This is a genomic window from Bacillus sp. NH11B (assembly GCF_001884205.1).
Taxonomy (GTDB): domain Bacteria; phylum Bacillota; class Bacilli; order Bacillales; family Bacillaceae_G; genus Bacillus_A; species Bacillus_A proteolyticus.
In genome coordinates this window covers 1-24,062 of the sequence record NZ_MAOG01000117.1, presented here as the reverse complement: position 1 = coordinate 24,062, position 24,062 = coordinate 1, and the positions used below count along the sequence as shown (strand labels likewise).

23 protein-coding genes and 2 riboswitches are annotated in these 24,062 nt (G+C 35.2%); of the genes, 18 read left to right on the top strand and 5 right to left on the bottom strand.

The genetic code is table 11. The annotated features are described in order from the left end of the window. Positions 1-176 precede the first annotated feature (176 nt). The 10 genes from ybaK (at position 177) to BAU27_RS21370 (ending at position 11,534) form a co-directional block, all read left to right on the top strand. Positions 177-653: a Cys-tRNA(Pro) deacylase gene (gene ybaK, locus BAU27_RS21415; RefSeq protein WP_071771857.1), complete on the top strand. Its 477-nt coding sequence runs from the start codon at positions 177-179 to the stop codon at positions 651-653. A 324-nt stretch (positions 654-977) separates the two neighbouring features. After that, positions 978-1,081, top strand: a riboswitch (purine riboswitch). Between the two features lie 175 nt (positions 1,082-1,256). Beyond that, complete coding sequence (locus BAU27_RS21410; RefSeq protein ID WP_071771856.1) at positions 1,257-2,135, top strand: 5'-methylthioadenosine/S-adenosylhomocysteine nucleosidase; 879 nt, start codon at positions 1,257-1,259, stop codon at positions 2,133-2,135. Between the two features lie 376 nt (positions 2,136-2,511). Then, positions 2,512-3,360, top strand: a complete 849-nt coding sequence (locus BAU27_RS21405; protein WP_071771855.1) for an endonuclease I family protein — start codon at positions 2,512-2,514, stop codon at positions 3,358-3,360. A 276-nt stretch (positions 3,361-3,636) separates the two neighbouring features. After that, positions 3,637-4,122, top strand: a complete 486-nt coding sequence (gene rraA, locus BAU27_RS21400) for a ribonuclease E activity regulator RraA (RefSeq protein ID WP_071771854.1) — start codon at positions 3,637-3,639, stop codon at positions 4,120-4,122. 507 nt (positions 4,123-4,629) lie between these two features. Further along, the gene (locus BAU27_RS21395; protein ID WP_071771853.1) at positions 4,630-6,459 is read left to right on the top strand and encodes a DUF4430 domain-containing protein; all 1,830 of its coding nucleotides are present in this window, start codon (positions 4,630-4,632) and stop codon (positions 6,457-6,459) included. Between the two features lie 123 nt (positions 6,460-6,582). Then, a complete protein-coding gene (locus tag BAU27_RS21390) occupies positions 6,583-7,416 on the top strand; it encodes a DUF4430 domain-containing protein (protein ID WP_071771852.1) in 834 nt (277 codons plus the stop codon). Positions 7,417-7,439: 23 nt separating this feature from the next. Beyond that, on the top strand, positions 7,440-8,318 hold the full coding sequence (locus tag BAU27_RS21385) for an energy-coupling factor transporter transmembrane component T (protein WP_071771851.1): 879 nt from the start codon (positions 7,440-7,442) through the stop codon (positions 8,316-8,318). Further along, the gene (locus BAU27_RS21380) at positions 8,291-9,952 is read left to right on the top strand and encodes an ABC transporter ATP-binding protein (protein WP_071771850.1); all 1,662 of its coding nucleotides are present in this window, start codon (positions 8,291-8,293) and stop codon (positions 9,950-9,952) included. Before BAU27_RS21385 ends, BAU27_RS21380 begins: the two co-directional genes overlap by 28 nt. Continuing rightward, a complete protein-coding gene (locus BAU27_RS21375; RefSeq protein WP_071771849.1) occupies positions 9,925-10,626 on the top strand; it encodes an ECF transporter S component in 702 nt (233 codons plus the stop codon). Before BAU27_RS21380 ends, BAU27_RS21375 begins: the two co-directional genes overlap by 28 nt. A 185-nt stretch (positions 10,627-10,811) precedes the next feature. Then, a complete protein-coding gene (locus tag BAU27_RS21370; protein WP_071771848.1) occupies positions 10,812-11,534 on the top strand; it encodes a YwiC-like family protein in 723 nt (240 codons plus the stop codon). A 30-nt stretch (positions 11,535-11,564) separates the two neighbouring features. On the opposite strand, the gene BAU27_RS21365 is transcribed toward BAU27_RS21370, so the two are convergent. After that, on the bottom strand, positions 11,565-11,756 hold the full coding sequence (locus BAU27_RS21365; protein WP_071744158.1) for a hypothetical protein: 192 nt from the start codon (positions 11,754-11,756) through the stop codon (positions 11,565-11,567). 123 nt (positions 11,757-11,879) lie between these two features. After that, a riboswitch (SAM riboswitch) is annotated at positions 11,880-11,978 on the top strand. A 38-nt stretch (positions 11,979-12,016) separates the two neighbouring features. Here BAU27_RS21365 and BAU27_RS21360 point away from each other — a divergent pair. From BAU27_RS21360 to BAU27_RS21345, 4 genes are all read left to right on the top strand, one after another. After that, entirely contained in the window at positions 12,017-12,337 is a 321-nt protein-coding gene (locus BAU27_RS21360) for a hypothetical protein (protein WP_254797980.1), read from the top strand. A gap of 253 nt (positions 12,338-12,590) precedes the next feature. Further along, complete coding sequence (locus BAU27_RS21355; protein WP_071771846.1) at positions 12,591-12,980, top strand: SWIM zinc finger family protein; 390 nt, start codon at positions 12,591-12,593, stop codon at positions 12,978-12,980. Between the two features lie 23 nt (positions 12,981-13,003). Beyond that, entirely contained in the window at positions 13,004-13,579 is a 576-nt protein-coding gene (locus BAU27_RS21350) for an NAD(P)H-dependent oxidoreductase (RefSeq protein ID WP_071771845.1), read from the top strand. Next, positions 13,576-13,929, top strand: coding sequence for a group-specific protein (locus BAU27_RS21345; RefSeq protein WP_071771844.1), 354 nt, complete (start codon positions 13,576-13,578; stop codon positions 13,927-13,929). The genes BAU27_RS21350 and BAU27_RS21345 overlap by 4 nt, the downstream gene beginning before the upstream one ends. A gap of 40 nt (positions 13,930-13,969) precedes the next feature. Here the strand turns inward: BAU27_RS21345 and BAU27_RS21340 are convergent, their stop codons facing one another. Then, positions 13,970-15,316, bottom strand: a complete 1,347-nt coding sequence (locus BAU27_RS21340; protein WP_071771843.1) for a short-chain fatty acid transporter — start codon at positions 15,314-15,316, stop codon at positions 13,970-13,972. 491 nt (positions 15,317-15,807) lie between these two features. Here BAU27_RS21340 and BAU27_RS21330 point away from each other — a divergent pair, with 491 nt between their 5' ends. Beyond that, entirely contained in the window at positions 15,808-16,578 is a 771-nt protein-coding gene (locus BAU27_RS21330; RefSeq protein ID WP_071771841.1) for a putative protein N(5)-glutamine methyltransferase, read from the top strand. A 167-nt stretch (positions 16,579-16,745) separates the two neighbouring features. Here BAU27_RS21330 and BAU27_RS21325 read toward each other — a convergent pair whose 3' ends face one another. Both BAU27_RS21325 and BAU27_RS21320 read right to left on the bottom strand, forming a co-directional pair. Continuing rightward, positions 16,746-17,093 (bottom strand): VOC family protein, encoded by a 348-nt coding sequence (locus tag BAU27_RS21325; protein WP_070139697.1) that lies wholly within the window; start codon positions 17,091-17,093, stop codon positions 16,746-16,748. Positions 17,094-17,267: 174 nt separating this feature from the next. Continuing rightward, entirely contained in the window at positions 17,268-18,692 is a 1,425-nt protein-coding gene (locus BAU27_RS21320) for an amino acid permease (RefSeq protein ID WP_071771840.1), read from the bottom strand. Positions 18,693-18,956: 264 nt separating this feature from the next. Here BAU27_RS21320 and BAU27_RS21310 point away from each other — a divergent pair, with 264 nt between their 5' ends. The 3 genes from BAU27_RS21310 to BAU27_RS21300 all read left to right on the top strand — a co-directional run bounded on the left by BAU27_RS21310 (position 18,957) and on the right by BAU27_RS21300 (position 22,589). Then, positions 18,957-19,706 carry an IclR family transcriptional regulator gene (locus tag BAU27_RS21310; protein ID WP_071771839.1) on the top strand — a complete coding sequence of 250 codons (750 nt, stop codon included), beginning with the start codon at positions 18,957-18,959 and terminating at the stop codon, positions 19,704-19,706. A gap of 75 nt (positions 19,707-19,781) precedes the next feature. Then, positions 19,782-21,422: a M20/M25/M40 family metallo-hydrolase gene (locus BAU27_RS21305; RefSeq protein ID WP_071771838.1), complete on the top strand. Its 1,641-nt coding sequence runs from the start codon at positions 19,782-19,784 to the stop codon at positions 21,420-21,422. 507 nt (positions 21,423-21,929) lie between these two features. Further along, positions 21,930-22,589 (top strand): protein kinase family protein, encoded by a 660-nt coding sequence (locus BAU27_RS21300; protein WP_071771837.1) that lies wholly within the window; start codon positions 21,930-21,932, stop codon positions 22,587-22,589. Positions 22,590-22,899: 310 nt separating this feature from the next. On the opposite strand, the gene BAU27_RS21295 is transcribed toward BAU27_RS21300, so the two are convergent. Beyond that, positions 22,900-23,463 (bottom strand): GNAT family N-acetyltransferase, encoded by a 564-nt coding sequence (locus BAU27_RS21295; protein WP_071771836.1) that lies wholly within the window; start codon positions 23,461-23,463, stop codon positions 22,900-22,902. Positions 23,464-24,062 lie beyond the last annotated feature (599 nt).

The following is a 24,062-nucleotide window of genomic DNA, read 5'->3' as shown; positions in this document are numbered from 1 at the left end:
TTAAAATTTTGCATTAGAAATCTCTCCTTAACAATAATTTTTTCCAAATTATATCAGATGATTTTTGAAATATCAATATTTTCAGTTTTGAAAAATACGTGAAGTTATGTAGGAGAAATGGAAAAGAGTGTATAATAAAACTTAATAATATGAAATAACCTTTTAAGGAGAGCGCTATGAAAAAAGATAAGACTAATGCGATGCGAATATTAGATAAAGAAAAAATTGAATATTCGATGATGTCATATGATCCGGACGATGGGAAAATTGATGGTGTTTCAGTTGCTGGGAAAATTGGACGAGAAGTGAGAGAAGTATATAAAACGTTAATTGCTCAAGGGAATAGTAAAAATTATCATGTTTTTATCATCCCGGTAGATGAGGAACTAAATTTAAAAGCTGCCGCAAAAGCAGTAAGTGAAAAGAAAATTGAAATGATTCCTGTAAAAGATATTACGAAAGTATCAGGATATATTCGCGGCGGTTGCTCACCAGTAGGAATGAAGAAGTTATTTTCTACATGTATCGATGGTAGTGCTCAATCGCTTGAAACGATCATTGTAAGCGGCGGGAAAATCGGTATACAAGTTGAGTTGAAAGTGGATGACTTGGCGAAAGTGACGAGAGCGGAATTTGGGAATGTAACGAAATAAATTGGGTATAGAGCCCTTACATATTTGGAATAAAGTTATTTAACAATCTTAATCAAGACTTCATTTCTAAAAAATACGTAATATGAATCCCACAACATATAGGATATGTTGTGGGATTTTTCTACTGGAAATGTGAATATTTGTTTTGGATAGTGAACTAATTCTAGTTTAGATAGGAGATTTAAGTTTTTTTACGACTGAATCCTATAAAAAATAAAAAAAACCTTATTTAATCTTTTAAAAACGAACATTTTTATAAAATTTATTAAAAATGTTCATATTTTGATTGCGTATACACTAAAGGTTTGTTATATTATCAATATAATAATTTTAAATAACATCACTCGTATATACTCGGTAATATGGTCCGAGCGTTTCTACCTAGTTCCCAATGAAAGAACTGGACTACGGGTTAAAGTATTCGGTCGTTCGATGTATTGAGCCGCTACCGATCTATAATTAAGCAATGGCCTCATCTTTTGCTTAATTAACTTTGACTACCGTAGTTCTAGAAAGTAGAGATTCTTCTACAATTTCTAGAACTTTTTTCTTTGGACCAAAACTCCGAGTATAGGAAACAACAAGAGAAAGAGGAGATTATTTATGAAGAAGAATACGTTGAAAAAATGTGCTGCCCTAGTAACTACTGTTGCATTGTCATTCTCAATACTTGCGGGATGTAATGCGGGTCCAAAACAAGTTGAGGCAAAAAATAATCAAAAACCAATCTTAATTCAAGGGCCAATGCCGATAGAAGCTGAAAAGTTTGCAAAAAGGTTAAAAAATGTGAAAGAAGAAAAGTCTGGAACTTTCGTATTTTATAAAGGAACTGTCGACAATTATCCTGTAATCGTAGCGAAAACAGGTAAAGGAATGGAAAATACAGCAGCTGCTACAGCAGTGGCTATTGAAAAATATAAGCCTATAGCAATTATTAACCAAGGAACATCAGGTGGACATGATCCTAATTTAAATGTATTTGATATTGTTTTAGGAAAACAAGTTGCGAATATAGGTTCACTAAAAACAACAAATATGGATGAGAACCAAGGAATTGAACCGGAAAAATGGATATCTATGGACTTGATGGCTTCTGAAGGGAGTGCAGGAGAAGATCCAAATGCTGAGAAAATCCGATACTACGAGGGAGATAAGGGTTTACTTGCAGCAGCTAATGCAGTAAAAGATAAATATACAAAAGGTAAAGTGGTTGAAGGTACTATTGGTTCAGCAGACGTTTGGAATAATGAAGTTGATAGAATTAAGTGGTTCCATACAAAATACGGTACATCTGTAGAAGAAATGGAAGGTGCAGCAGCAGCGCAAATCGCAAAAGCTTATGACGTACCATTTTTAGGGATTCGAGTATTATCTAACAATAAAACAAACGGTGGAAAATACAACCCAAATACAGCAGCAGCAAATCAAGAATATGTATATGAAGTAGTTAGAAAGTATATAGATTCGGTGCCAAATAAATAAGTATATAAATAAAAGTAGTACTATTTTTACCATAAACGTCAAGTAACTCCAAAAGTTTCCGAGACAGATAGACTTATATTAGGATTAGTAGTTGGAAAAGAAAAGCTTGTTTCTTATTTGAAAAAGATAAGAAATGAGCTTTTTTATGTAAAATTGCATAAAAAAATTGAAGTTTATAAGTTATCATTAAACTACTTTTTACTGTAAGAGAATATTTTAATAGTCTTTACTAGAGAAGAATATTCTTTGTGAAAATTAAAATTGTTTATGTAATTGAAGAAACTGAAATTTAGGAGAACAGTATGAAAAAGAAACTATGTACATAGGCTTTTTGGATTAATCAATTCAAATTATATTTTAAAGGGGAAATGGGTATATGAAGTTCCGAAACACAAAACTTGCTATGGTTACACTATCTTCATTTTTTATTTTAGTTTCTGCATCTCTATCATTTACAGATATCATACATGGTGAAGTAGTTTCTGCATCTCCACAAGTAGATACGTTTTCAGCACAAGAGATTACTGTAAAAAACTATGACGATACATATTATAATAACGCTATAGGAAAAACGGGTTTAGAATTAAAGAAGGAACTTCATAATGTTATTGATAATCATACAAAGATATCATACAGTGCGGTTTGGGAAGCGCTAAGAGATACTGATGAAGATCCAAATAATAAAAATAATGTGTTGCTCTTATATACTGGGCGTTCGCAAGGGAAATTTACGAATGGTTCAGGAGTTGATAACTGGAACCGAGAGCATGTTTGGGCAAAATCTCACGGTGATTTTGGAACGGCTGCAGGACCTGGAACAGATCTACATCATTTAAGAGCGACGGATGTATCTGTAAATAGTTCACGTGGAAATCTGGATTTTGATAATGGTGGTATGAATCATTCGGAAGCGACAGAATGTAAATATGATAGTGATTCTTGGGAACCTCGTGATAGTGTAAAAGGAGATATCGCTAGAATGCTGTTTTACATGGCTGTTCGTTACGAAGGAGACAACGGCGAAATAGACTTAGAACTAAATGAAAAGGTGAATAACAACAAAGATCCATACATGGGGAAACTATCTATTTTACTAAAATGGAATGAACAAGACCCTGTCGATGATTTAGAGCGAAAGCGTAATGAAGTGATTTTTACAAAATATCAACATAATCGCAATCCTTTTATTGATCATCCTGAATGGGTAAATGAAATTTGGAACTAAGATTTTCAAAGGATTTTTAGTGACATTATACTTTGACAGAAGGGATTGATCATTATGGTCAATCCCTTCTTATGTTTATGCTAGAATAAATGGTTTTCATAGGAGTGGAATAGATTATAATAAAGCTTTTTACTTAAAGCAATAGTTTCAAGTGGTAAGCTTTATTTTCCTTCATTTGTATATGACTTTCACCGCACATACAAATTATTGCAACATTAGACAGGGAAACGAAAAAAATCCAAGAATATGTAATATAAAAAGAAAAGAGGGAAAGAGATGTGGAAAACTACGGATCTATGTGATGAATTTGAAAAGGAATTACAAATATGTCGCCAGTCTTTTCAATCTTATGGAAAGAAAGAACAATTCTATGGGAAAATCGCAACGGTAAAAGTGAAGGATGATAATGTACTAGTAAAAGAGGGGTTACAAACACTGCCGGAAGGTACAGTATTAGTTGTTGATGGCGGAGCTTCTAAAAATTGTGCGTTACTCGGTGATAATTTGGCAGCTATTGCGGAAGAAAGAAACTTAGCAGGAATTATTGTAAATGGGTATGTTCGTGATTCTAGTGAATTAAAAAATATTAATATTGGTATTGTAGCGTTAGGGACAATGCCAAATAGAAGTGTAAAAGAAGGAAAAGGAGAAAGAAATATTCCGGTGCAATTTGGTGAAGTTGAATGGAAGCCGAATGAATATGTTTATGTAGATGAAGATGGGATTATTGTTAGTGATAAAAGCTTACATAGTGAGGGATGACTTCTATTAATGGAAGCTTATTAAGCTATTATTCTTAGAAAATAAATCTGATAAAGCATGGACAAAATTCTTTGTCAATAGTAAAATAATACAGAAAATCAAAATTTGCAGATTGTATAGGTTTATCGTTTTACGATAAAGTGAAACTTTAATCAGTGGGGATTTTGTTCATCCCCACTGATTATTAGCCTTCACCAATCGGGCATTTACGGGCAGCCCGACTCCGACCTAACTTCTTTGCTTTCGCTGAATTTGAGGTGGGGGGGGCTTACTGCTCGTTAATGCGGGATAACTTGAAAAGGGAGTAAATTTTGCCTAGAAAAGTGAATGTTATCACAATGGTGCGTTCATAAACGAAATTATTTTTCCTATACAAATATAGCCGCGAATAATGCGGGTAGGAGGTGTTGTGCATTTTGTTCGACACTTACAAAAAGAGAGTGTCAATCACACGCCCTTAAAGGGTCTTTTTTTGTGTAAATGTTAGTAAAGGGAGGGAATTTTGGAATGGCAATGTTAAAGAAATGGCTGCTTACATCATTAATGGCAGTGGCACTTGTATTTGTTTCTTTTGCGAATACAGTACATATTACGTTTGCTGAAGGAAAGACGGCGAAACTTGCAATTATTGGTGAATCACAAAAAGGAATTATGTTATGTCCAAAAGAAGTTTCCATTGAAGATGGAGAAACAGCTTTTAGTTTGTTACAAAAAGTCATGGGTGACAAAGTAATATCTGAAAGTATGTCATTTGGAACGTATATAAAGGGCATCGACGGATTAATGGCCGGAGCAACGAGCGGTTGGTTGTATGATGTAAATGACAAATCTGCAGAAGTTGGGGCAGATAGTTATAAATTAGAGTCTGGGGATGTTGTTGCATTTCGTTACGTTGCGGACTGGAGCAATATGAGTCAAGAAACGTTGAAAGAAACGTTAGATAAGTTCGGGACTTGTACAACGGAAGAACCTAACGGTGGTAAAACACCAGATGGGAATAAGCCAGATGGCCAAGATGGTAAAACACCAGATGGAAACAAGCCAGATGGCCAAGATGGTAAAACACCAGATGGGAACAAGCCAGATGGCCAAGATGGCAAAACACCAGATGGAAACAAGCCAGATGGCCAAGATGGTAAAACACCAGATGGGAACAAACCAGAAGGTCAAGACGATAAAAAGACAGATGAAACAAAGCAAAAGAACATTCAAATTCCAGCAGCACAATTAAATGAAGCAATTTCTAAAACGTCAGAAAAGATGTTACAAGATGGAATTGGTAGTGATTGGGTTGCGATTGGACTCGCTCGTTCAGGTGTAAATATTCCACTTGAAACGAAAATAAACTATGTTCAGCCAGTAGCTGAAAAGGTTAAGAAGCGTTTAAATCGTTTTTCAGCAACAGATTTAGCTAGAACGATTATTATGATGAATGCAATGAATGTAGATCCTACAAAGGTAGAGGGACAAAATTTAGTACAAAATTTATTTGAATCAGATAAAGTGAATTCTGTTACAGGATACGCATTTACATTACTTGCATTAGATACAAAGAAATATGAGGTTCCGGCCGAAGCGAAATGGAATCGAGCTATTTTAGTACAAGCACTTTTAAACACGCAGCATACAGACGGTGGCTGGACGTATGATAGTTCAAGTAGTAAAGAAAGTGCTAGTAGCGTTGATGTAACAAGTATGGTATTAGCAGCATTAGCTCCTTATCAAGATCAAGCAGATGTAAAGCCATCTATCCAAAAAGCTGTTGATTATTTATACAAGCAGCAGCTAGGTAATGGTGGTTTTGCCGCTGATGGACAAGAGAATTCTAATAGTACTGCACAAGCGATTATTGGACTATCGCTAGTTAAAGATGTAGATCACGATCGTCTTAATAAAGCGGTACAAAATTTAATGTCATACCAGCTTCCAAATGGTGAGTTCAAATGGTTACCGAGTGATCAAAAAGGTAGCGAAATGGCTACAGAGCAAGCATTTTTAGCGTTACTTCAGTTTAAAGATTTTGGAAAATCGATTTATGATTGGTCAAATGTAGTAGAGAATGAAATCGATACGAAACCAATTGTAGAGCCAGAGACAACTGTAGAAGAAAAAGAAGTTGTAGAACAGCCGAAACAACAAGAAGAGTTACAAAAACAACCAAAAGATGAAAATCTAAAAGTTGTTGTAGATAACGAACGTGTTAATAAAGAAACAAACAAGAATAAGAATCAATTACCACAAACAGGAGCATCTTCTCATAGTGCAGCAACAGAAGTAGGTATGGGTGTATTATGTATTGCTTCTGCATATGTATTATGGAGACGTAAAGCAGCTTAACAAAAATTAGGAGCAATCATTTGCTCCTAATTTTATTATAAAAGTGAGAGCCAATAATGAGTGGGGATGAACAAAATCTCCACTCATTAAAGTTTCACTTTAATATGAAAGGTGAGGGACAGCATGAGTAAGATGAAATGGTTCATTTCTTTAATTCTTTCATTGGGATTATTAGCCGGATGTGAAGAAACGGCTGTAAAGCCTGAGAAGAAGGCAGAACCGAAGCAAGAAGAGCAAAAAGAAGTAGCGAAACAGGAAGAACCAAAAGATGTACCGAAACCGGAAGAGAAACAAGCTGAACCGGAGCAGAAACCACAAGAAGAGCAGAAAGATAAACAAGAACAAAAAGTAGAAGAGAAACAAAAAGTAGAAGAGAAACAAAAAGAAGAAAAAGCGCAGGCACAACCGGAAGTGAAAAAAGAAGAGCAACCAAAGGAACAGCCTGCTGCAAATAAACAACCAGAACAACAAAAAGTACAAGAAGAGAAACCTCAGCAACCGAAAGCACCAGAAGTAAAAGAAGAAGCAAAGGTTGTTAATCAGCCGAAAGAAACACCAAAGCAGGAGCAAAAGGAAGATCCGAATAAAGAGGAGAAAACGGTACCGACTCCGGCAGTACCAACTCCTGAACCACCAAAATCAGATCCAGTACCGAAACCGAAACAAGTTACTATCTCAGTAAAAGGAAATGAAGGATACTTATTAGGTGCGAAAAAGGTTGATGTACAAGAAGGCGACACTGTTTATAGTGTGCTAACGGGCACAGGATTAGAGATTGATGCAATGGGCTCTAAAGGTGATATTTATGTAAAAGGTATTAATAATTTATATGAAAAAGATGTTACTGCTACTAGTGGATGGAAATATCGTGTGAACGGTGCTTTTCCAAACTATAGTGCTGGTGTAGTAAAAGTAAAACCAGGAGATACAATCGAGTGGGTGTTTGTATTAAAATAGGAAAGGATCTTCGGTAAAGGACTATGAAAATAAGCTTTTCTTCTTTACATCCTTTTGTGAATTTTTTCTATTATATTGGGGTGATGATACTATGTATGATGTGTCTTCATCCTCTTTTTTTAATTGGAGCGATTGTACTAATAATAATCTTAAATATAGTACAAGGGAATGGCGAGAAAATAAGAAAGATGCTGCCTAGTACTTTTATATTCTTTTTGATGGTAATTTTATTCAATTCTTTGTTAACGCATAGAGGAGCGACTACTTTATTTTATTTAGGAGATAGCCGGATTAAGCTTGAGGCTTGTATGTATGGACTTGTAATGGGGTTATTATTAGTTGCGATTATGTTTACGTTTGCTTCTTATAACGATATTATTTCGAGTCATAAATTTTTATATTTGTTTTCAAGAATTTCACCGAAAGTTGCATTGTTAACGATGATTACAGTGCGATTTGTTCCTTTATTTATTAGGCGGTTAAAGAAAATTACACTCGTCCAAAAAACGAAAGGTGTACAATTAGATTCAGGTTCACTCATTGAGCGTATAAAAAATGGGATGAAATTACTGCAAGTGTTATTAGTTTGTTCGTTAGAAGATGCACTACAAACAGCAGATTCTATGCAAGCTCGTGGATTTGGTGTAACGAAACGTACGACTTATATTCGGTATAGAATGGAAAGATGCGATTGGTACACGCTAAGTTATTTAAGTATTCTATTTATAGCCTCATTCATATTTAGTTATTATGGCGGAGGGAAATTGATTATTTATCCGAAAGTGGAATCAATACTGTTCCAGCAATATGATGGAATGATGTTTTTCCTATTTATGATGTTTATTAGTTTACCGATTGTAATGGAAGGAAGGGAATGGATATGGTGGCGCATGCAGAAATAAAGAATTTATCATTTATATATGCTGATGAAAATGAATACGCGTTACAGCATATTTCTCTTTCTGTTCAAAAAGGAGAATTTATAGTACTTGCTGGTGGTTCTGGTTCTGGGAAGACAACTTTATTGAAACATTTTAAAAAGGAGTTACTTCCAATTGGCACGCGTTCTGGGCATACATATTATGATGGTGCTTTATTAGAAGATGTACCAGATTTATTATCTGCACAAGAAATTGGTATGGTATTTCAAAACCCAGAAAATCAGCTCGTAATGGATACAGTTATTCAAGAATTAGCATTCTCTTTAGAAAATATCGGGCTACCATCACATATTATTCAAAAAAGAATAGCGGAACTCATTAGCTTTTTAGGATTTCAAGATTTGTTACATCAATCTGTTCATACTTTATCTGGTGGTCAAAAACAACTAGTAAATTTAGCAGCGGTATTAGTCATGCAGCCGAAGCTACTATTACTGGATGAACCGACAGCGCAGCTAGATCCGATTGCTGCAAAAGAGTTTTTAGGATTGTTAAAACGTATTAATGAAGAACTCGGAATTACGATAGTTTTAAGTGAACATCGTTTAGATGAAGTTATACCGCTCGCAACACGCGTTGTTTGTATGGATAATGGCAGAATCGTTTATGATGGTACTTCTAAAAGTGTGATAGCGAACATGTGGGAAGTAGAAAAGTTCCATCCATTCATTCCCCAAATTCCAAGATTGTTTTTAGAGTGGAATGTAGAAGATATTCCGTTTACAGTACGAGAAGCGCAAATGAAAATGAATGATTTTTCAGCGCTATCATATAGGAATGAGCAAGTAGAACAATGTGAAAAGCAAGAAGTAATTTTAAATGCAGAACATATATCTTTTCAATATGAAAAAAATAGTCCACTTATTTTACGAGATTTAACAGTGAACATCGAAAAAGGAAAATGGACAGCTCTAGTTGGGAAAAACGGAACTGGGAAGTCTACACTGTTAACGATTTTAGCAGGATTGCAAAAAGCTAGAAGAGGTAAGGTAAAGTGGAATGGAAAAGTGATACATAAAATTGATTCGAAAGAACGATTTAAAAGTATTGGGTATGTATCACAGCATCCATACTATCATTTTACATTTGATACAGTATGGGAAGAGGTTTATGAGCGTGCTCGTGAATTATATGGCGAAGAGGGAAAAGTAATAGCAGAAGAAATGTTGGAAAAGTTCTGGTTAGATTCGCTTAAAGAGCGCCATCCGCATGATTGTAGCGGCGGGGAGCAACAACTACTTGCATTATGTACAACGTTATTATCAAAGCCAACTTTATTATTACTCGATGAGCCGACAAAGGGACTAGATCCATGGAAAAAGGAAAGAGTAGGAGAGCTGTTTAAACAATTGCAAAAAGAAGGTGCAACAATTGTAATGGCAACGCACGATATTGAGTTTGCAGCGAAATACGTTGATCAATGTATGATGTTATTTGACGGGAAAGTCATTATGAATGATGCACCGAAAGAGTTCTTTAGTGGTAACTTCTTTTATACAACATCTATTAACCGATTCATCCGTAGAGAGTTGCCATTTGCATTAACGTGGGAGGATGTGTACGAAGCGTGTCCAAACGATATGTTGCGTTTATAATATTTATTTTTGCCGTTGTAATATGTACACTACTCTTTACGACTCTTATTATGGACGGGTATTACATGGTAAGTAGTTTGTTTTTATTAGCTGTCATTATGCTACCTTTCTACGTCCGTTTTGAAAGGAGGGCGTTTGTTTCACGTGAAATTGTTATCGTTGCTGTGTTAGCGGCGATTGCAGCAGTTAGCCGGGTACCATTTTCGATATTACCGAGTGTACAACCGACTTCGTTTGTTATTATCGTTTCTGCAATTGTATTTGGGAGCGAAACTGGCTTTATGATTGGGGCAACGGCAGCTATCGTGTCTAACATCTTTTTAGGTCAAGGTCCGTGGACGCCGTGGCAAATGTTCTCTTGGGGTATGATCGGTTTTATAGCGGGATTACTCCGAAATACATTTTTGATGAAAAAACTGTGGGGAAGACTGTTGTACGGATTCGTCGTTGGATTTTTATTTGGTTGGATTATGAATTTCTGGGGTCTTCTCGGTTTTATACAGGAAGCAACGTGGGAAACAGTTATTGCTTACTATGTCGCAAGTTTTTCTTTCGATCTTAGTCATGCGATATCGAATGTTATTTTCCTTCTATTATTTAGCACTTCATGGATTACGATCCTCACAAGATTTAAAAAGAAATATGGTATATTAGATGAGCATAAGGTGACATAGAAAAGCATACTCATATAAGGTAGGGTCGCGACTTACATATTCGTTTGCCTCTTTCATGCTTCTTACATATTGTAAGGAGCATTTTTTTATTGTCAAAAAATAGATCCAATATAAGTCGGCTATTATATAAAAATATTTGTATAATATTAGGTGAGAATTATTTTCAAAGAGGAGGTGTATAGTTAATGAAGTTAGTTATTCCGAAGCAGCACGGTGCATGGGCCATGCTTGTTATACCATTTCTATTAAGTGTCATACTTGGGAACCCTACTTTCTATCATATCCCACTGTTTTTAGCGTGGTTCTTTATCTATTTAGCTACGTATCCATTTCTTATGTACATAAGGCAAAGACGAAAAAAAGAGTTTCTACACGCTACAATTGTTTATTCTATCATTGCATTCGTATTTGGGATGATTTCTTTATTATATGAATGGCAAATTCTTTTATTCGCAGTATTAATGATTCCATTGTTTATTGTAAATATGTATTACGCTCGTCAAAAAAATGAACGAGCATTACTAAATGATATTTGTGCGATTATAGTGTTTTGTATAGGTGGTTTAATAAGTTATTATTTTTCAATGAAGCAAATCGATAAAACCGCAGTATTCATTGCGCTTATTTCATTTTTGTATTTTTTAGGAAGTACGTTTTATGTGAAAACAATGATTCGTGAGAAAAATAATCCGAAGTATCGTCTCATATCTTGGGGGTATCATATTGTATTGACGGTAATTGTATTTGCTATCAATCCATGGTGTTCTCTTATATTCGTACCAAGTGTCATTCGAGCAATTATATTGTATGGTAAAAAAATTTCTATATTAAAAGTAGGGGTTTTAGAAATTGTTAATTCTGTATATTTTTTAATCATAACGGCAATAATAATGAAGTATGCCATTTGAAAAAACTTCCCATCTATTGATGGGAAGTTTTCAATCTTTTTCTAAAATGTGAACGGTATAATCACATCTTTGCAATGCTTGCTCTACGGCGTAAAGGGATTGTTCAATACGTGCGCGATTAAAATCTTTTTCAACTGTTTGTAGTGCTTCTTCTAAACAATGTTTTGCTTCTTTTAATGATTGAAAAGAATCTTGTACATATCCGCGGGCGTTTTGATACATTTCATAGTCCTCCTTTTTTACTCATATACATGTAGTATGAACACTGAGGAGAAAAATATAATTTGTTATATTTATTTGACAATTAAAATGAAATTACGTATAGTTTATTATAAAGTGAATATTTTCTTATCCAGAGAGGTGGAGGGACTGGCCCGATGAAACCCAGCAACCGCGATGCAGGTGCTAATTCCAGCAGAACATTTTTGTTCTGGGAGATAAGACGAAGATATACGTAACTTCTTCTTATCGGAGAGGTTTTTTTGTTGCAAAAAAACCGATTACGAAAACATATAATAAGAAGAAAGGGGTTGCGAAGTACTGTGACACTCGAAAAATACGTAAAACTGCGTAGTACAGTTTATGAATATATGATAGAGCAAGATAAGCCAATATCATTGTTAGATATTCAAGAACATATCGTTTTGCATCATGAAGGAAAATTCACGAAAAAAATGTTACATCAATTTTATTTATCAAGACTATTAGATGAACTCAAACTGGATGGGAAAATTACTTTAGCTGATGATGAATATCGCTATGCTGAAAAAGGGGTATTTTATAAAGCGGGAAAAGGGAGCTAGGCTCTCTTTTTTTTGAAGTATGTAGTGTAAAAGACTGCTAAAGCAGCCTAATACAAGGGAATGGTGTTGAGTGTGTAGTGTCAAAGATTGAATGTGCCTGAAAGAGGCACTTCATTATCGGCTGCAAATAAAAGAGACACCTTCGCCGAATAGGTGTCAGTCGTTTTGTCACGTAGACTCGCTACTTGACAGTAATTAGAATAACATGTGGGGTTTTTGAAGTCAAAAGGGAATTAAAGGAAGAGGTGATAGGATGTACGCTTACTTATTAAAAGATATAACGAAATGGATTCCAAAGTACATTATAGATAAAGGTTATGAATATTATGAAGAGGGACATGTAGAAGATGTTGAAATACAAGACAAGAAAGTATTTGCTTTCGTTACTGGAAATGCAGGAAACTATGAAGTAATTATTGACCTTACTGATTTTACAAAAAGCAGCTGCGAGTGTCCGAATGAAAATTATTGTAAGCATATGGCGGCAGTTGTGTATGATATTCAAGATGCTGGTGAAAGTACAGTTAAAGAACAACTGAAAGGTTTAGAAAAAGAAGAAATACTAACAGTACTAAATCGTTTGTTACAAAGTTCAAAAAATGTCCAAATCGTAGAGACGATGTTAAAGAAAGGGAAGATTTAACTGTAGAGGGGAGTTGCTTTGTAGTGAACGTACTAATTATATACGCTCACCCTAGTCCTTCAAGCTTTAACGCGGCGATTTTAGAGCATGTGCAAAAAGGACTTGGGGAAACAAATCATTCTGTTACGCTACTTGATTTATATAAAGAACAATTTGATCCAGTGCTTGTATTTAATGAAGAGAACAAAAGACGGGATTTACTATATGAAGAAGAGACGAAGCGATATAGAGAATTAGTGAAAGCGGCGGATACTCTTCTTTTCATATATCCGATATGGTGGTGGGGCATGCCTGCTATTTTAAAAGGATTTATCGATCGTATTTTTGTAGCTGGATTTGCTTATAAATATGAAGGAGCCCTGCCGAAAGGTTTATTGAAAGGAAAGAAAGCATGGGTTATTAATACGTTAGACTCACCGTTATGGTACGTGGCACTATTATATCGATCAGCGGATTGGATTATGATGAAAAGAGGAATTTTACGTTTTTGTGGTATTCGTGATATAAAACGGTCTGTTTTTCAATCTGTGAAAACGAGTAAACTAGAGAAGCGGGAAAAGTGGTTATTACAAATAGAAGAAAAGGCTCGTACATTATGAATGAATTTGATCGTATTATAAATTGTTGTCAGTATGATAATGAACTTTTTCGGACGTATATTACATGTTTACTTCAATTGAAAAAATGTAGTGAAACGTTTCAACAAATGAAGATTCAATTAAGAAATGATTACTTAATAAGAGGGATTTGTGAAAGAGAAGTTGATGAGGTAGTACGGGGAAGTAAAGAATATGAAACGTATTGTCTTCCTAAAGCGTTACAGTGGAATTTCTTGGGGGAAAATCCACATCTGATTGAAAAAGTATGTGAGGATTTTTTTGCATTTGCGGCATTAAATCTTACGGAGATAGAGTGGAAGACGATTATAAATTGCATGGGAAATAAATGAATTATTATGTAAAAAAGCTAGTATAAAACTAGCTTTTCGTTTAAATAAATAAGAAACACAGACTAATGATAAATCCTGCATAAAGTAAATTAACAACACAAAATCCCATAATATCACGAGCGCCTAAACCAGCTATTGCTAATGCCGGTAATGCCCAGAAAGGTTGAATTAAATTTGTCCAAGCATCGCCCCATGCAATTGCCATCGCTGTTTTCGCAGCAGGTACACCAAGTTCAGCGCCAGCTGGAATCATAATTGGTGCTTGCACAGCCCATTGTCCGCCTCCAGATGGAACGAAAATATTAACAATTCCAGCACTTAAAAATGTAAAGAGCGGGAATGTGGTTTCATTTGAAATGCTAATAAAGAAAGTAGAAATAGCTCCTCCAAGCGAAAGCCCTTCACTATTTACTCCAATCATCATCCCCATAATTCCTGCGTAGAACGGAAACTGAAGTAAAATACCAGAAGCGCTCTTTGTTGAGTCAGAAAAAGCGCGAATATATTGAATCGGAGTACGGTGGAAAATAAGACCCGCAATTAATAACATAAAAATAACGATATCAAGTGTAAGGTTAAAGCCTTTCGTACTAAAATAGTTAAAAATATAAATAAGACCTAATAGCCCGATGCAAAGTGTAATAATCATACTATTTTCCATTTTTTCAGCGAATGTTTTTTGCGCTACTTCTTGAGCAGCAGCCTCTTCATGGAACACGCTAGGGTCTACTGTAATCGTATGTTTTTCATCTGGATGCATTGCTTTATTAATGAGAGGCATCGTAATTAAAAAGATAATGACTGGAACGAGAGCGTATGGTGAGAATAACGTTTCTGTTATTGGAATCGCTTCTTTAATACTTCCAGCTGTCGTTTTAATTAACGTTTCACCGCCTGTTGCTAACGTAAGAGGGATAGAAGCAGAAAGGCCTGCATGCCAAATGAGAAATCCGGAGTAAGAAGAAGCGATTGCTAACCTATAATCTAATCCTTCTAACTGTCTTGCCACTTCTTTTGCATATAAAACAGAGACAACAATACCAAATCCCCAGTTTATGTATGCTCCTAGTAAACTTACAATTGAAATTGCGATAATACCTTGGCCATTCGTTTTCGGTAGTTTTGCTGCTTTCGTTAACCCTTTTTTAATAAGAGGGGCATTTGCTAAAGCAGATCCCGTCACGAGTACAAGAGCCATTTGCATAGAAAAGGCAAGAAGTCCCCAAATTCCATTGCCCCAATGCGTAATCATTTCTACCGGTGTTTGGTGCGTTGCAAACATGCCGAAGAAGATAACGAAAACAGTTAATAAGCATGATAAAATAAACGGTTCTGGCAAGAAACGCTGCACAAGGGCAACACATCCATTTGTAAATGAACGAAACAAAATAAATCAACCGCCTTATGTATGTTCATCCCGCTATTTGCGGGCTAATAATCAGTGGGGGATGAACAAACCCCCCACTGATTAAAGTTTCACTGTATTACAATATTCGAGGTTGTTTGAGTAATATCCTTTAATATATAGAAAATTCAGATTTTTAAGGTGGTTGTCATAATGTCTAGGTAGATTGATATTTTATATTGAAATGTTATTTCATTTTGAACTGAAATTGAAAAGAATGCTCTATATACAAGGGAAAGAGGTGGTCATAGACGAATATGTCCATCAAATTACAGTTTACCCCGCTATTTGCGAGCTAATAATCAGTGGGGGATGGACAAAACCCCCACTGATTAAAGTTTCACTGTATGTAAGAGCCAGATTATTGAAGAAGGATATCAGCTATTTTTAACGAATTCTGAATTACAAACAAACTTTATCAAAAGTGGTGAGATAATATAGAGAATAAAACAAATTTCTTTTTGGATATGAAAATGGAAAAATATATAGTTAGCAAGCTTCGGAGCGCCGGTTGTGTTTTCGCAGAAGATGAGACCCGGTTACTTATTTCAGAGGCACTAACTTCAGAGGACCTTATGAAAATGGTAGAAATGCGAGTCAACGGTTTACCTCTGGAATACGTTGTTGGATATACGGAGTTCTGTGGTTTACGAGTAGAAGTGGATCGAGGCGTTTTTGTACCGCGTAAACGTACCGAGTTCCTTGTTCATCAAACAGAGGCGTTGTCACGTTCTAGCGATATCATTGTTGACCTATGTTGTGGGTCAGGTGCTGTGGGTGCAGCACTGGCAGCAACTTTGGGACGAGTTGAATTGTATTCTGTTGATATTGACCCTATCGCAGTACAATGCGCTAGCCGTAATGTAACGAATTTTGGCGGTCATGCTTTTGAAGGTGACTTGTATAAAGCTCTACCAGACTCACTTAAGGGCCATGTAAATATCCTAGTTGCGAACGTACCTTACGTTCCTACCGAAATAATAAAGTTTCTCCCCCGGGAGGCACGCCTATATGAACCAAATGTGACGCTTGACGGGGGTGAGGATGGTCTTAACATTCTGCGAAGAGTCGCAGAAGAAGCTTTACTCTGGTTAGCTTTGGATGGACATCTTTTGATAGAGACGAGCGAAGTTCAGGCACCCCAGGCTTTTGAAATCTTTGCTGGTGCTGGGCTTAGCACAAAAGTCGCTAGAAATAAGGAACTGGACGCTACTGTCATTATCGGTTCTAATTCTAGCTGTTAGAGTAAATAGGCATTATTCAATGAATATAATTAATCCCTACAAGGGGGCGAATCCGTAAAAAGTGCACCTCCGATTGTTAGACTGTGTCTAATAATCGGAGGTGCACTTTTTATTTACCTTATTGAACTAAAGTATCTGTTAGCTTAATAGCAAATGATTAAAATCCACTATTTCTCCCAAAGCTCGATCAATCGTCCTTCAGGATCTTTAATCCAAATAAACTTTCCGAATTCACTAATCTCTTCTTTCTTTTCAAGAGGTACACCAATATGTTCAAGATGCTGAATAGTCTCGTTTAGATTATGTACTTGGAAATTTAACATTACTTGTTGTTCTGTTGGAAAATAACTGTCATTCTCGGCAAAGAAAGAAAAGATAGTCTCAGTTCCTAATTCGGGTTTAATCACGGTCCCATTCCAATTTTCTATTTCAATCTTCAACACTTCACTGTACCATTTTTTTATAACATCAAGATTTTTAGTTCTCCAAAATATTCCTCCGAAACCTTTTATCATTGTATTTAACCCCTGTCTGTCTTTTAATTTTTAATGTGACTATGTATTCAATATATCAAAACAAAAGAGTAATAGTAAGTGGGAAATAGGAGGCCTGGAAAAATGAATAAAGCAATGATAAAAGACCGCACATGAGGTAAAAGCAATGTGCGGTCTTTTAAATATAGTACAGTATTACGAAGTTTCGCTAATTTTAGTCTCTGTATGAGTGTTAGTAGCAATTCTTTTCTTAACCTTAAAGTGATAGTAGGTATAGCAAAAGATAATAAATGGTACAGTACAATAGATTCCTAGTCTTTGATCTGGGATAAAGATAAGACTTAATAATATAATGCCATACAATCCAAAGCCAAGAATTGGTACAAGAGGATAAAGTGGAGTTTTGAATTTTAAGTCTTCTAATTTTCCACCTGCGGCTAAATAATGTTTACGGAAAAAGAATTGAGAAACACAAATTGACATCCAAACAATGATTGTAATGACTCCAGAAATTGAAATTAACCATAAGTAAACCGTTTCAGCAGCTACAACGCTTGTCAAAAGAGAAAAAGCAGAAATAGCGATCGTCAAGATTAAAGCGTTTAAAGGTATTCCTCGTGATGATAATTTCTTTAAAAAGGCTGGGGCCATTTCATTTTTTGATAATGACCAAAGCATTCGAGTTGCAGCGTACAGTCCTGAGTTTGCGACAGAAAGAACAGCAGTAAGAATAACAAAGTTCATAATATCAGCTGCATATGGAATACCGATATTATCAAAAACAGCAACAAATGGGCTCTTCGTTAATCCTGCTTCTTCCCAAGGAATTAAAGCTACAAGAACAAAGATTGCTAAGACGAAGAAAAACATCGTGCGCCATATAATATTTCTAATAGAACGAGGTAAAGTTTTCGCTGGATCTTCACTTTCACCTGCTGCAATTCCGACAAGTTCGGTACCTTGGAAGGAATAATTGACCGTAACCATTGTTAATAAAATAGCGGCCAGTCCATTCGGGAATAAACCACCATGATTTACGAAATTTGAAAATAACGGAGCTGGTTCGTCTCCTTTTAAGTCAATAAAACCGAACATAGCCGCGCCGCCAAGGATAATAAAAGCAATAATGGCAGATACTTTAATACTTGAAAACCAAAATTCTGTTTCTGCATAACTACGAGCGGATAATGCGTTAATCGTGAATATTGTAACGCCAAATACTAAACACCAGACCCAGACGGGAATATCAGGAAACCAGCGCTGCATCGTAATACCGGCAGTTGTAAATTCAAGACCGGTCGTATTCGCCCAGCTTAGCCAATACAACCATCCGATTGTAAACCCAGTTGCAGGGTTAATAAACTTGGTTGCATATTCCTGGAAAGAACCTGATACAGGCATTGCTACGGCAAGCTCACCAAGACATAGCATAACGAGATACATTAATAATCCACCGGCCATAAAGGCAAGTACGGATCCACCAGGTCCAGCTTTACTTATAATAAAACCAGATCCGTTAAATAACCCCGTTCCAATCACACCACCGAGTGCAATCATGAATAAATGTCTACTTTTCATCGTGCGCTTTAATTCATTGTTTGTATTGTTTACTTGCGTCATTGTTTTCCTCACTTTCATAATTGGTAGTATGAAAATTGATGTTTTTCCGTATTATGGAATGTATTCCGTGATGTGAAATCTTGTTCTAATTTTCAGATAATTAAGGGGGAAAGTCAATATTTTTTTGTTTGCGTTTTCAAAATGTCGATAGCGTATCTTTTGTTTATTTCGAAAATTAAATAAATTAATTGATTTCAGTTTGAATTTTTGTTAAATTGATAGTTAATTAGGCTAAACATACTACAAGTAAAGTTGAGGCGAGTTATGGTACAGTCCATTGATCGAGCGATAGGTATTATTAAGCTATTGAATTCAACAAATGAAAAAGAGTATTGGGCTATTTCTGATATAGCTGATAGAACACATCTCCCGGTTAGTACAGTACATAGGTTACTGAACTCTCTAATGGAGCATGGGTTAGTTACGCAGATTTCAGAAACAAAACAGTACAAGATTGGACCAATGTGGATGGAAATAGGATTACGTCAATTGGAGAAGGTAGACTACAGATCTGTTGCAAGAGAAGTGATGAAGCGGTTGGCCTCTGAAGTTGAAGAAAGTGTTTATTTGAACATTCCAAATGGAACACATTCTATTATCATTGAAAGAATTGATAGCCCTTTAAAAATTAGAGTTATCGATAACTTAGGGGAGCAGATTCCACTTTCGATTGGCGCCGCAAATAAAACGATGCTTGCCAATATGAACACGAATGAAATGGAACACATTGTAGAACATTTACTTTCTTCTTTACCAGAACAAAAGCAAATTCTTTTCGATCAAATAAAGCAGATAAGAAACGAAGGGTATGCTGTGAGTTATGGTGAAAAAACAGAAGGGACAGCTTCAGTAGCTGCACCTATTATAGGATTTAATCATAAAGTAGTAGGAGCATTAAGTATCGGATTGATTAGTCATCGCATTAATGATGATCGACTATCTTTTCTTATTAATAAGGTAAAACAAGCTGCTCATGAAATATCAATAAAAATCGGCAGAACATCAGAAGTATAATTTTGATAACTGTCGTCATTTTTTATTCATATATTGGAATTGATTTTCATAATGCGGAAAAATAGGGGGATTTATATGTCAAAGTGGCAATCTAAAGAACAAATGGTGCAATTATTAAGCGATCTTGTTGAAATTCCTAGTATTACAGGTTCAGACGCTGAAGTTATATTGCCAGACTTTGTTGTAGAACAATTATCTGACTTACAGTATTTCAAACAAAATCCGCATCATTTGCAAAAAAATCCGACGGGGGATGGACGATATTTTGTTACAGCCCTAGTAAAGAAAAGTGATGGTACGAAAAATACTGTAATTCTTGTTAGTCACTTTGATGTTGTAGATGTACAAGATTATGGAGTATGGAAAGAAGATGCATTTAACCCTAAAAAATTAACATTTATGTTTTATTCTCATAAAGATGAGCTACCAGATCATGTACGTGAAGATATTGAACAAGGAGATTGGCTCTTTGGTAGAGGAACAATGGATATGAAATGTGGTCTAGCTTTACAAATGGCGATGGTTGAGCAAGCTTGTGAAGGAAGATTTGATGGGAATGTTCTTTTATTGGCTGTTCCAGATGAAGAAGTGAACTCTGTAGGGATGAGAGCTGCAGTGCCGAGATTATTAGATTTAGCAAAAGAACATGACTTAGATTATAAAACGGTCTTAAATTCAGAGCCTATGTTTTCAAGACATCCTGGTGACCAAAATAAGTATATTTATACTGGTTCTATTGGTAAAGTGTTACCTGGTTTCCTTTGCTATGGAAAAGAGACACATGTAGGCGAACCTTTTGCAGGATTAAATGGGAGCTATATGGCTGCATTATTAACAGCTGAATTAGAGTTGAATACTGACCTTTGTGATATTGTAGATGGTGAGGCGAGTCCTCCACCAACTAACTTGCTTCAAAGAGACTTAAAGGAGGATTATTCTGTACAAATTCCTCATCGTGCTGTCACGTTATTTAATTTGTTTTTACTAGAAAAAAAGATGACAGATGTAGTTTCATTGTTACGCCAAAAGGTAACGAAAGTAGCAGAGAAAATCGAAGAATCATATGAGGAGCGCGCGTATCATTTTTCTAAGTATAATCCGTTCATACCGCCGAGTCTCAAAGTAAATGTATTAACGTATGAAGAGCTTATCGCTTATGCAATTGAACAACATGGAAGAGAAAAAATAAATGAAATTCAATCCGATATTATAAAAAATAGAGAAGATAAAGATGATCGTGCGGTAACTATTGATTTAGTAGACAAATTAACTATCTTATGTAAAGAAAAGGCTCCAATGATTGTACTTTTCTTTGCTCCGCCATACTATCCAGCTGTGAGTTCACGCAACAATCCTTTAATTAAAGAGGTAGTCGTAGAAATGGAAAAGTATGCCCACTATAATCATAGCATTACATTTGAAAATCAAAATTATTTTGGAGGAATTTCAGATTTGAGCTATGTGGGCTTACAGAACCCATTGGATTCAATGAGTTCTCTTGTAGACAATATGCCATTATGGGATAAAGGATATTCGATTCCACTTCAGGAATTAGAAGAGTTTGACGTTCCAGTATTAAATATGGGACCGGTAGGAAAAGATGCACATCAATGGACGGAGCGTCTGGACGTAAATTACGCATTTGAAACGTTATTAGATATGTTACCTATATGTATTGAAAAACTACTTGTTTCTAATAAAGTTACACAGTCATAGTTTCTGTGTAAGGGGGATAAAAAAAGACCGTAATAATACGGTCTTTTTTTTGCTTAATGAATGGTTTGAAGCTTTAGCTTCATGAGAATGTGACGGTAGCTCATTTATTAATGTTACTTGATAAGTAGAGAAAGGGGAGAAAATTTTGATGTAAGAATTTTCTTGTCCTCTTTAAAACAGTCAATTTTATCTGCGAAATACTCTTCATTGAACAACTTGTATAAGTTGTATATTATTAATAAATGTAGCTTGTACACTTTTTGTAACGGTATTTGCAGAGTTTTTGTATAATATAATCATGTGAAGTTAACATAACTTATTAATAGTATATATTTGCGTAGAATATCCATTTTAAGTTTTTGAAGTACCCCCTAAATGAAAATTTTATTTCTCTAAAGTTAGTTACTTAGTGAAGTCTGCTCATTTTTTTCGTATTAGGGAAGAATGTACTTTTTAACTTGATGGGTATGGGGTAGTACACCTTTTAGCAAAACCGGGGTGGAAATGATGAGTATAAATAGTTTTGTAGGATTGATAAAGGACGAATTATTAAAAGAGGTAAGCATAAGAAGTGAGGATGAATTCGAGCCTGTAGTAGTTAAAGATATTCCTAGGCTTTGGAAGTGTTTAGGGACAGGTAATTATGCCGCAGTATTTATGCACAAAGAATACAAAGATTGGGTAGTGAAAGTTTACGCGCGAGAAGGAGAAGGAATTGAAAAAGAGTCAGAAGTATACCGAAGAATCGGAAATCATCCTTCTTATTCGAAGCTTATATATAAAGGAGAAAATTTCATAGTATTGAAACGTTTAAAAGAAATTACCTTATACGATGCTATTCATAAGGGGATTAAAATTCCTAAGCAGGTAATCCTTGATATCAATGAAGCTATAGAGTATGCAAGGGAGCAAGGATTAACTCCTTGTGATGTTCACGGGAAAAATGTGATGATGGAAAACGGAAGGGGATATGTAGTCGATGTATCTGATTTCTTAAAAACAAAAGAAGATAGTAAGTGGAGAGACCTAGAAAAGGCATATTTTACATTTTACTTGCCTTTTATTTATAAATTGCCTTTCCCTGTTAAAATACCGTATTTCATGTTAAACATAGTTAGACGTTCATATAGAAAATATAAGAAGCTTAAAAAGAAATTCAAATTGTAAAAGGACCACATACTTATCTTTAGGTCAAATAAGTGAATCACTAGTAAACAAAAGGACCGTACATTTTAGATATGTCTAATATGTACGGTCCTAATTTTATAACTTCATGAAGTTATTTATCAAATGATTGTAACATCTATAATACATTACTATGAGAAGTAAAATTTATTGTTTTAATAGAATATATCATTTCAGTACATTGCATTTTAAACATATAGATGTACTATAGTTCTGAACAAATCACAATAATGGATTAGAAGGGGAATAAACTATGTACACAGACTCAATTGAGTAGTATTAAAATTTTAATCTAATTTACCTTTGTATAGATGCAGGTATCAGTTAGTTGTTTGCCGTCAGCTGAAAAATCTTCATTACGTAATATCCCTTCAAGTTCAAAGCCTAGTTTTTCAGGGATCGCACGACTTTTCGTGTTATTAGATTCACATCGTATTTCAATCCTTCTAAATTTGAATAACTGAAATCCAAGGTTTGTTAAAGCACTTACTGTTTCTGTCATATATCCACTGCCACTAAATTGGGTGTTAATCCAGTATCCAATTTCACATTTAGAAACCTTCCAATTAATTCGGTGAAGGCTAGCCGTTCCAACAAAATCATTCGTCTCCTTATGATAGATAAGATAGCGAAAGCTTTCTCTTTTCAAAAAATCTATATGCGCATTTCTCAGGAGAATTTCCGTTTCTTCAACAGTAGGAATTGACTGGAATAAAGACAACCATTGCTTTAATTCACGAATTGAATCTTTAATAGCTTCATGTACTACATTCCCTTCACCAGCTGGAAGTGGTGCTCGAAGAATTAGTCTGTCTGTTTCTATTTGTAACGGAACATCTAATAAAATAGGATTCATATCATTTCTCCTCTCGAAAACTTTAAATTATGACAGAATGAAACTTATATAGTAAAAAACTTTCACCCAAAAGAAATAATTCTTGAGGACGAGAGTTGCAATTTCGTGGTACCACCTTAGTTGGTTGATATGTCACCATATCAATCTCTTCGGGTACGTTACTATAATACATAAATTAAAAAACACCCTATCTTACTAACAGGAGATCCTGTCACAGCATCACTATAAGTTATTATAGAACCGTGCGAAGCTTCCTAGTCTTTCTTCATTAAGAACTTGATAGCAATACAGTAAAGTTTATCTCCCATAAAGGGACCTCCCAAAAATGAGTAAACAATAAATGTATATTCAATTAATCACTTAGAAATCCCTTTTCGCATATTGAAAACTAAACTGCCAGTTGTTACGAAAAAATGGCTATCGAAGCAGCCTTAGGTTATTCAACTAATGCATGCGTTAGTTGAATAAGGAATTATTATTTTTCATCTATTGGCTTCCAATTTTTATCTTTTGCATAATGGGGTAGTACCACACATCCATCAACTTAAGGATTTAGACTATTCTTGAAGGTGAAAGCACGTTACTATTCTCTTATGTTA

What these genes read in the sequence shown, in the direction of transcription:
- BAU27_RS21395 (WP_071771853.1), top strand. Translation starts at nt 4,630, where the DNA reads ATGGCAATGTTAAAGAAATGGCTGCTTACATCATTAATGGCAGTGGCA.
- BAU27_RS21390 (WP_071771852.1), top strand. Translation starts at nt 6,583, where the DNA reads ATGAGTAAGATGAAATGGTTCATTTCTTTAATTCTTTCATTGGGATTA.
- BAU27_RS21310 (WP_071771839.1), top strand. Translation starts at nt 18,957, where the DNA reads ATGGTACAGTCCATTGATCGAGCGATAGGTATTATTAAGCTATTGAAT.
- rraA (WP_071771854.1), top strand. Translation starts at nt 3,637, where the DNA reads ATGTGGAAAACTACGGATCTATGTGATGAATTTGAAAAGGAATTACAA.
- BAU27_RS21405 (WP_071771855.1), top strand. Translation starts at nt 2,512, where the DNA reads ATGAAGTTCCGAAACACAAAACTTGCTATGGTTACACTATCTTCATTT.
- BAU27_RS21380 (WP_071771850.1), top strand. Translation starts at nt 8,291, where the DNA reads ATGGATATGGTGGCGCATGCAGAAATAAAGAATTTATCATTTATATAT.
- BAU27_RS21330 (WP_071771841.1), top strand. Translation starts at nt 15,808, where the DNA reads ATGGAAAAATATATAGTTAGCAAGCTTCGGAGCGCCGGTTGTGTTTTC.
- BAU27_RS21410 (WP_071771856.1), top strand. Translation starts at nt 1,257, where the DNA reads ATGAAGAAGAATACGTTGAAAAAATGTGCTGCCCTAGTAACTACTGTT.
- ybaK (WP_071771857.1), top strand. Translation starts at nt 177, where the DNA reads ATGAAAAAAGATAAGACTAATGCGATGCGAATATTAGATAAAGAAAAA.
- BAU27_RS21365 (WP_071744158.1), bottom strand. Translation starts at nt 11,756, where the DNA reads ATGTATCAAAACGCCCGCGGATATGTACAAGATTCTTTTCAATCATTA.
- BAU27_RS21305 (WP_071771838.1), top strand. Translation starts at nt 19,782, where the DNA reads ATGTCAAAGTGGCAATCTAAAGAACAAATGGTGCAATTATTAAGCGAT.
- BAU27_RS21370 (WP_071771848.1), top strand. Translation starts at nt 10,812, where the DNA reads ATGAAGTTAGTTATTCCGAAGCAGCACGGTGCATGGGCCATGCTTGTT.
- BAU27_RS21295 (WP_071771836.1), bottom strand. Translation starts at nt 23,463, where the DNA reads ATGAATCCTATTTTATTAGATGTTCCGTTACAAATAGAAACAGACAGA.
- BAU27_RS21355 (WP_071771846.1), top strand. Translation starts at nt 12,591, where the DNA reads ATGTACGCTTACTTATTAAAAGATATAACGAAATGGATTCCAAAGTAC.
- BAU27_RS21320 (WP_071771840.1), bottom strand. Translation starts at nt 18,692, where the DNA reads ATGACGCAAGTAAACAATACAAACAATGAATTAAAGCGCACGATGAAA.
- BAU27_RS21300 (WP_071771837.1), top strand. Translation starts at nt 21,930, where the DNA reads ATGAGTATAAATAGTTTTGTAGGATTGATAAAGGACGAATTATTAAAA.
- BAU27_RS21385 (WP_071771851.1), top strand. Translation starts at nt 7,440, where the DNA reads ATGAAAATAAGCTTTTCTTCTTTACATCCTTTTGTGAATTTTTTCTAT.
- BAU27_RS21325 (WP_070139697.1), bottom strand. Translation starts at nt 17,093, where the DNA reads ATGATAAAAGGTTTCGGAGGAATATTTTGGAGAACTAAAAATCTTGAT.
- BAU27_RS21345 (WP_071771844.1), top strand. Translation starts at nt 13,576, where the DNA reads ATGAATGAATTTGATCGTATTATAAATTGTTGTCAGTATGATAATGAA.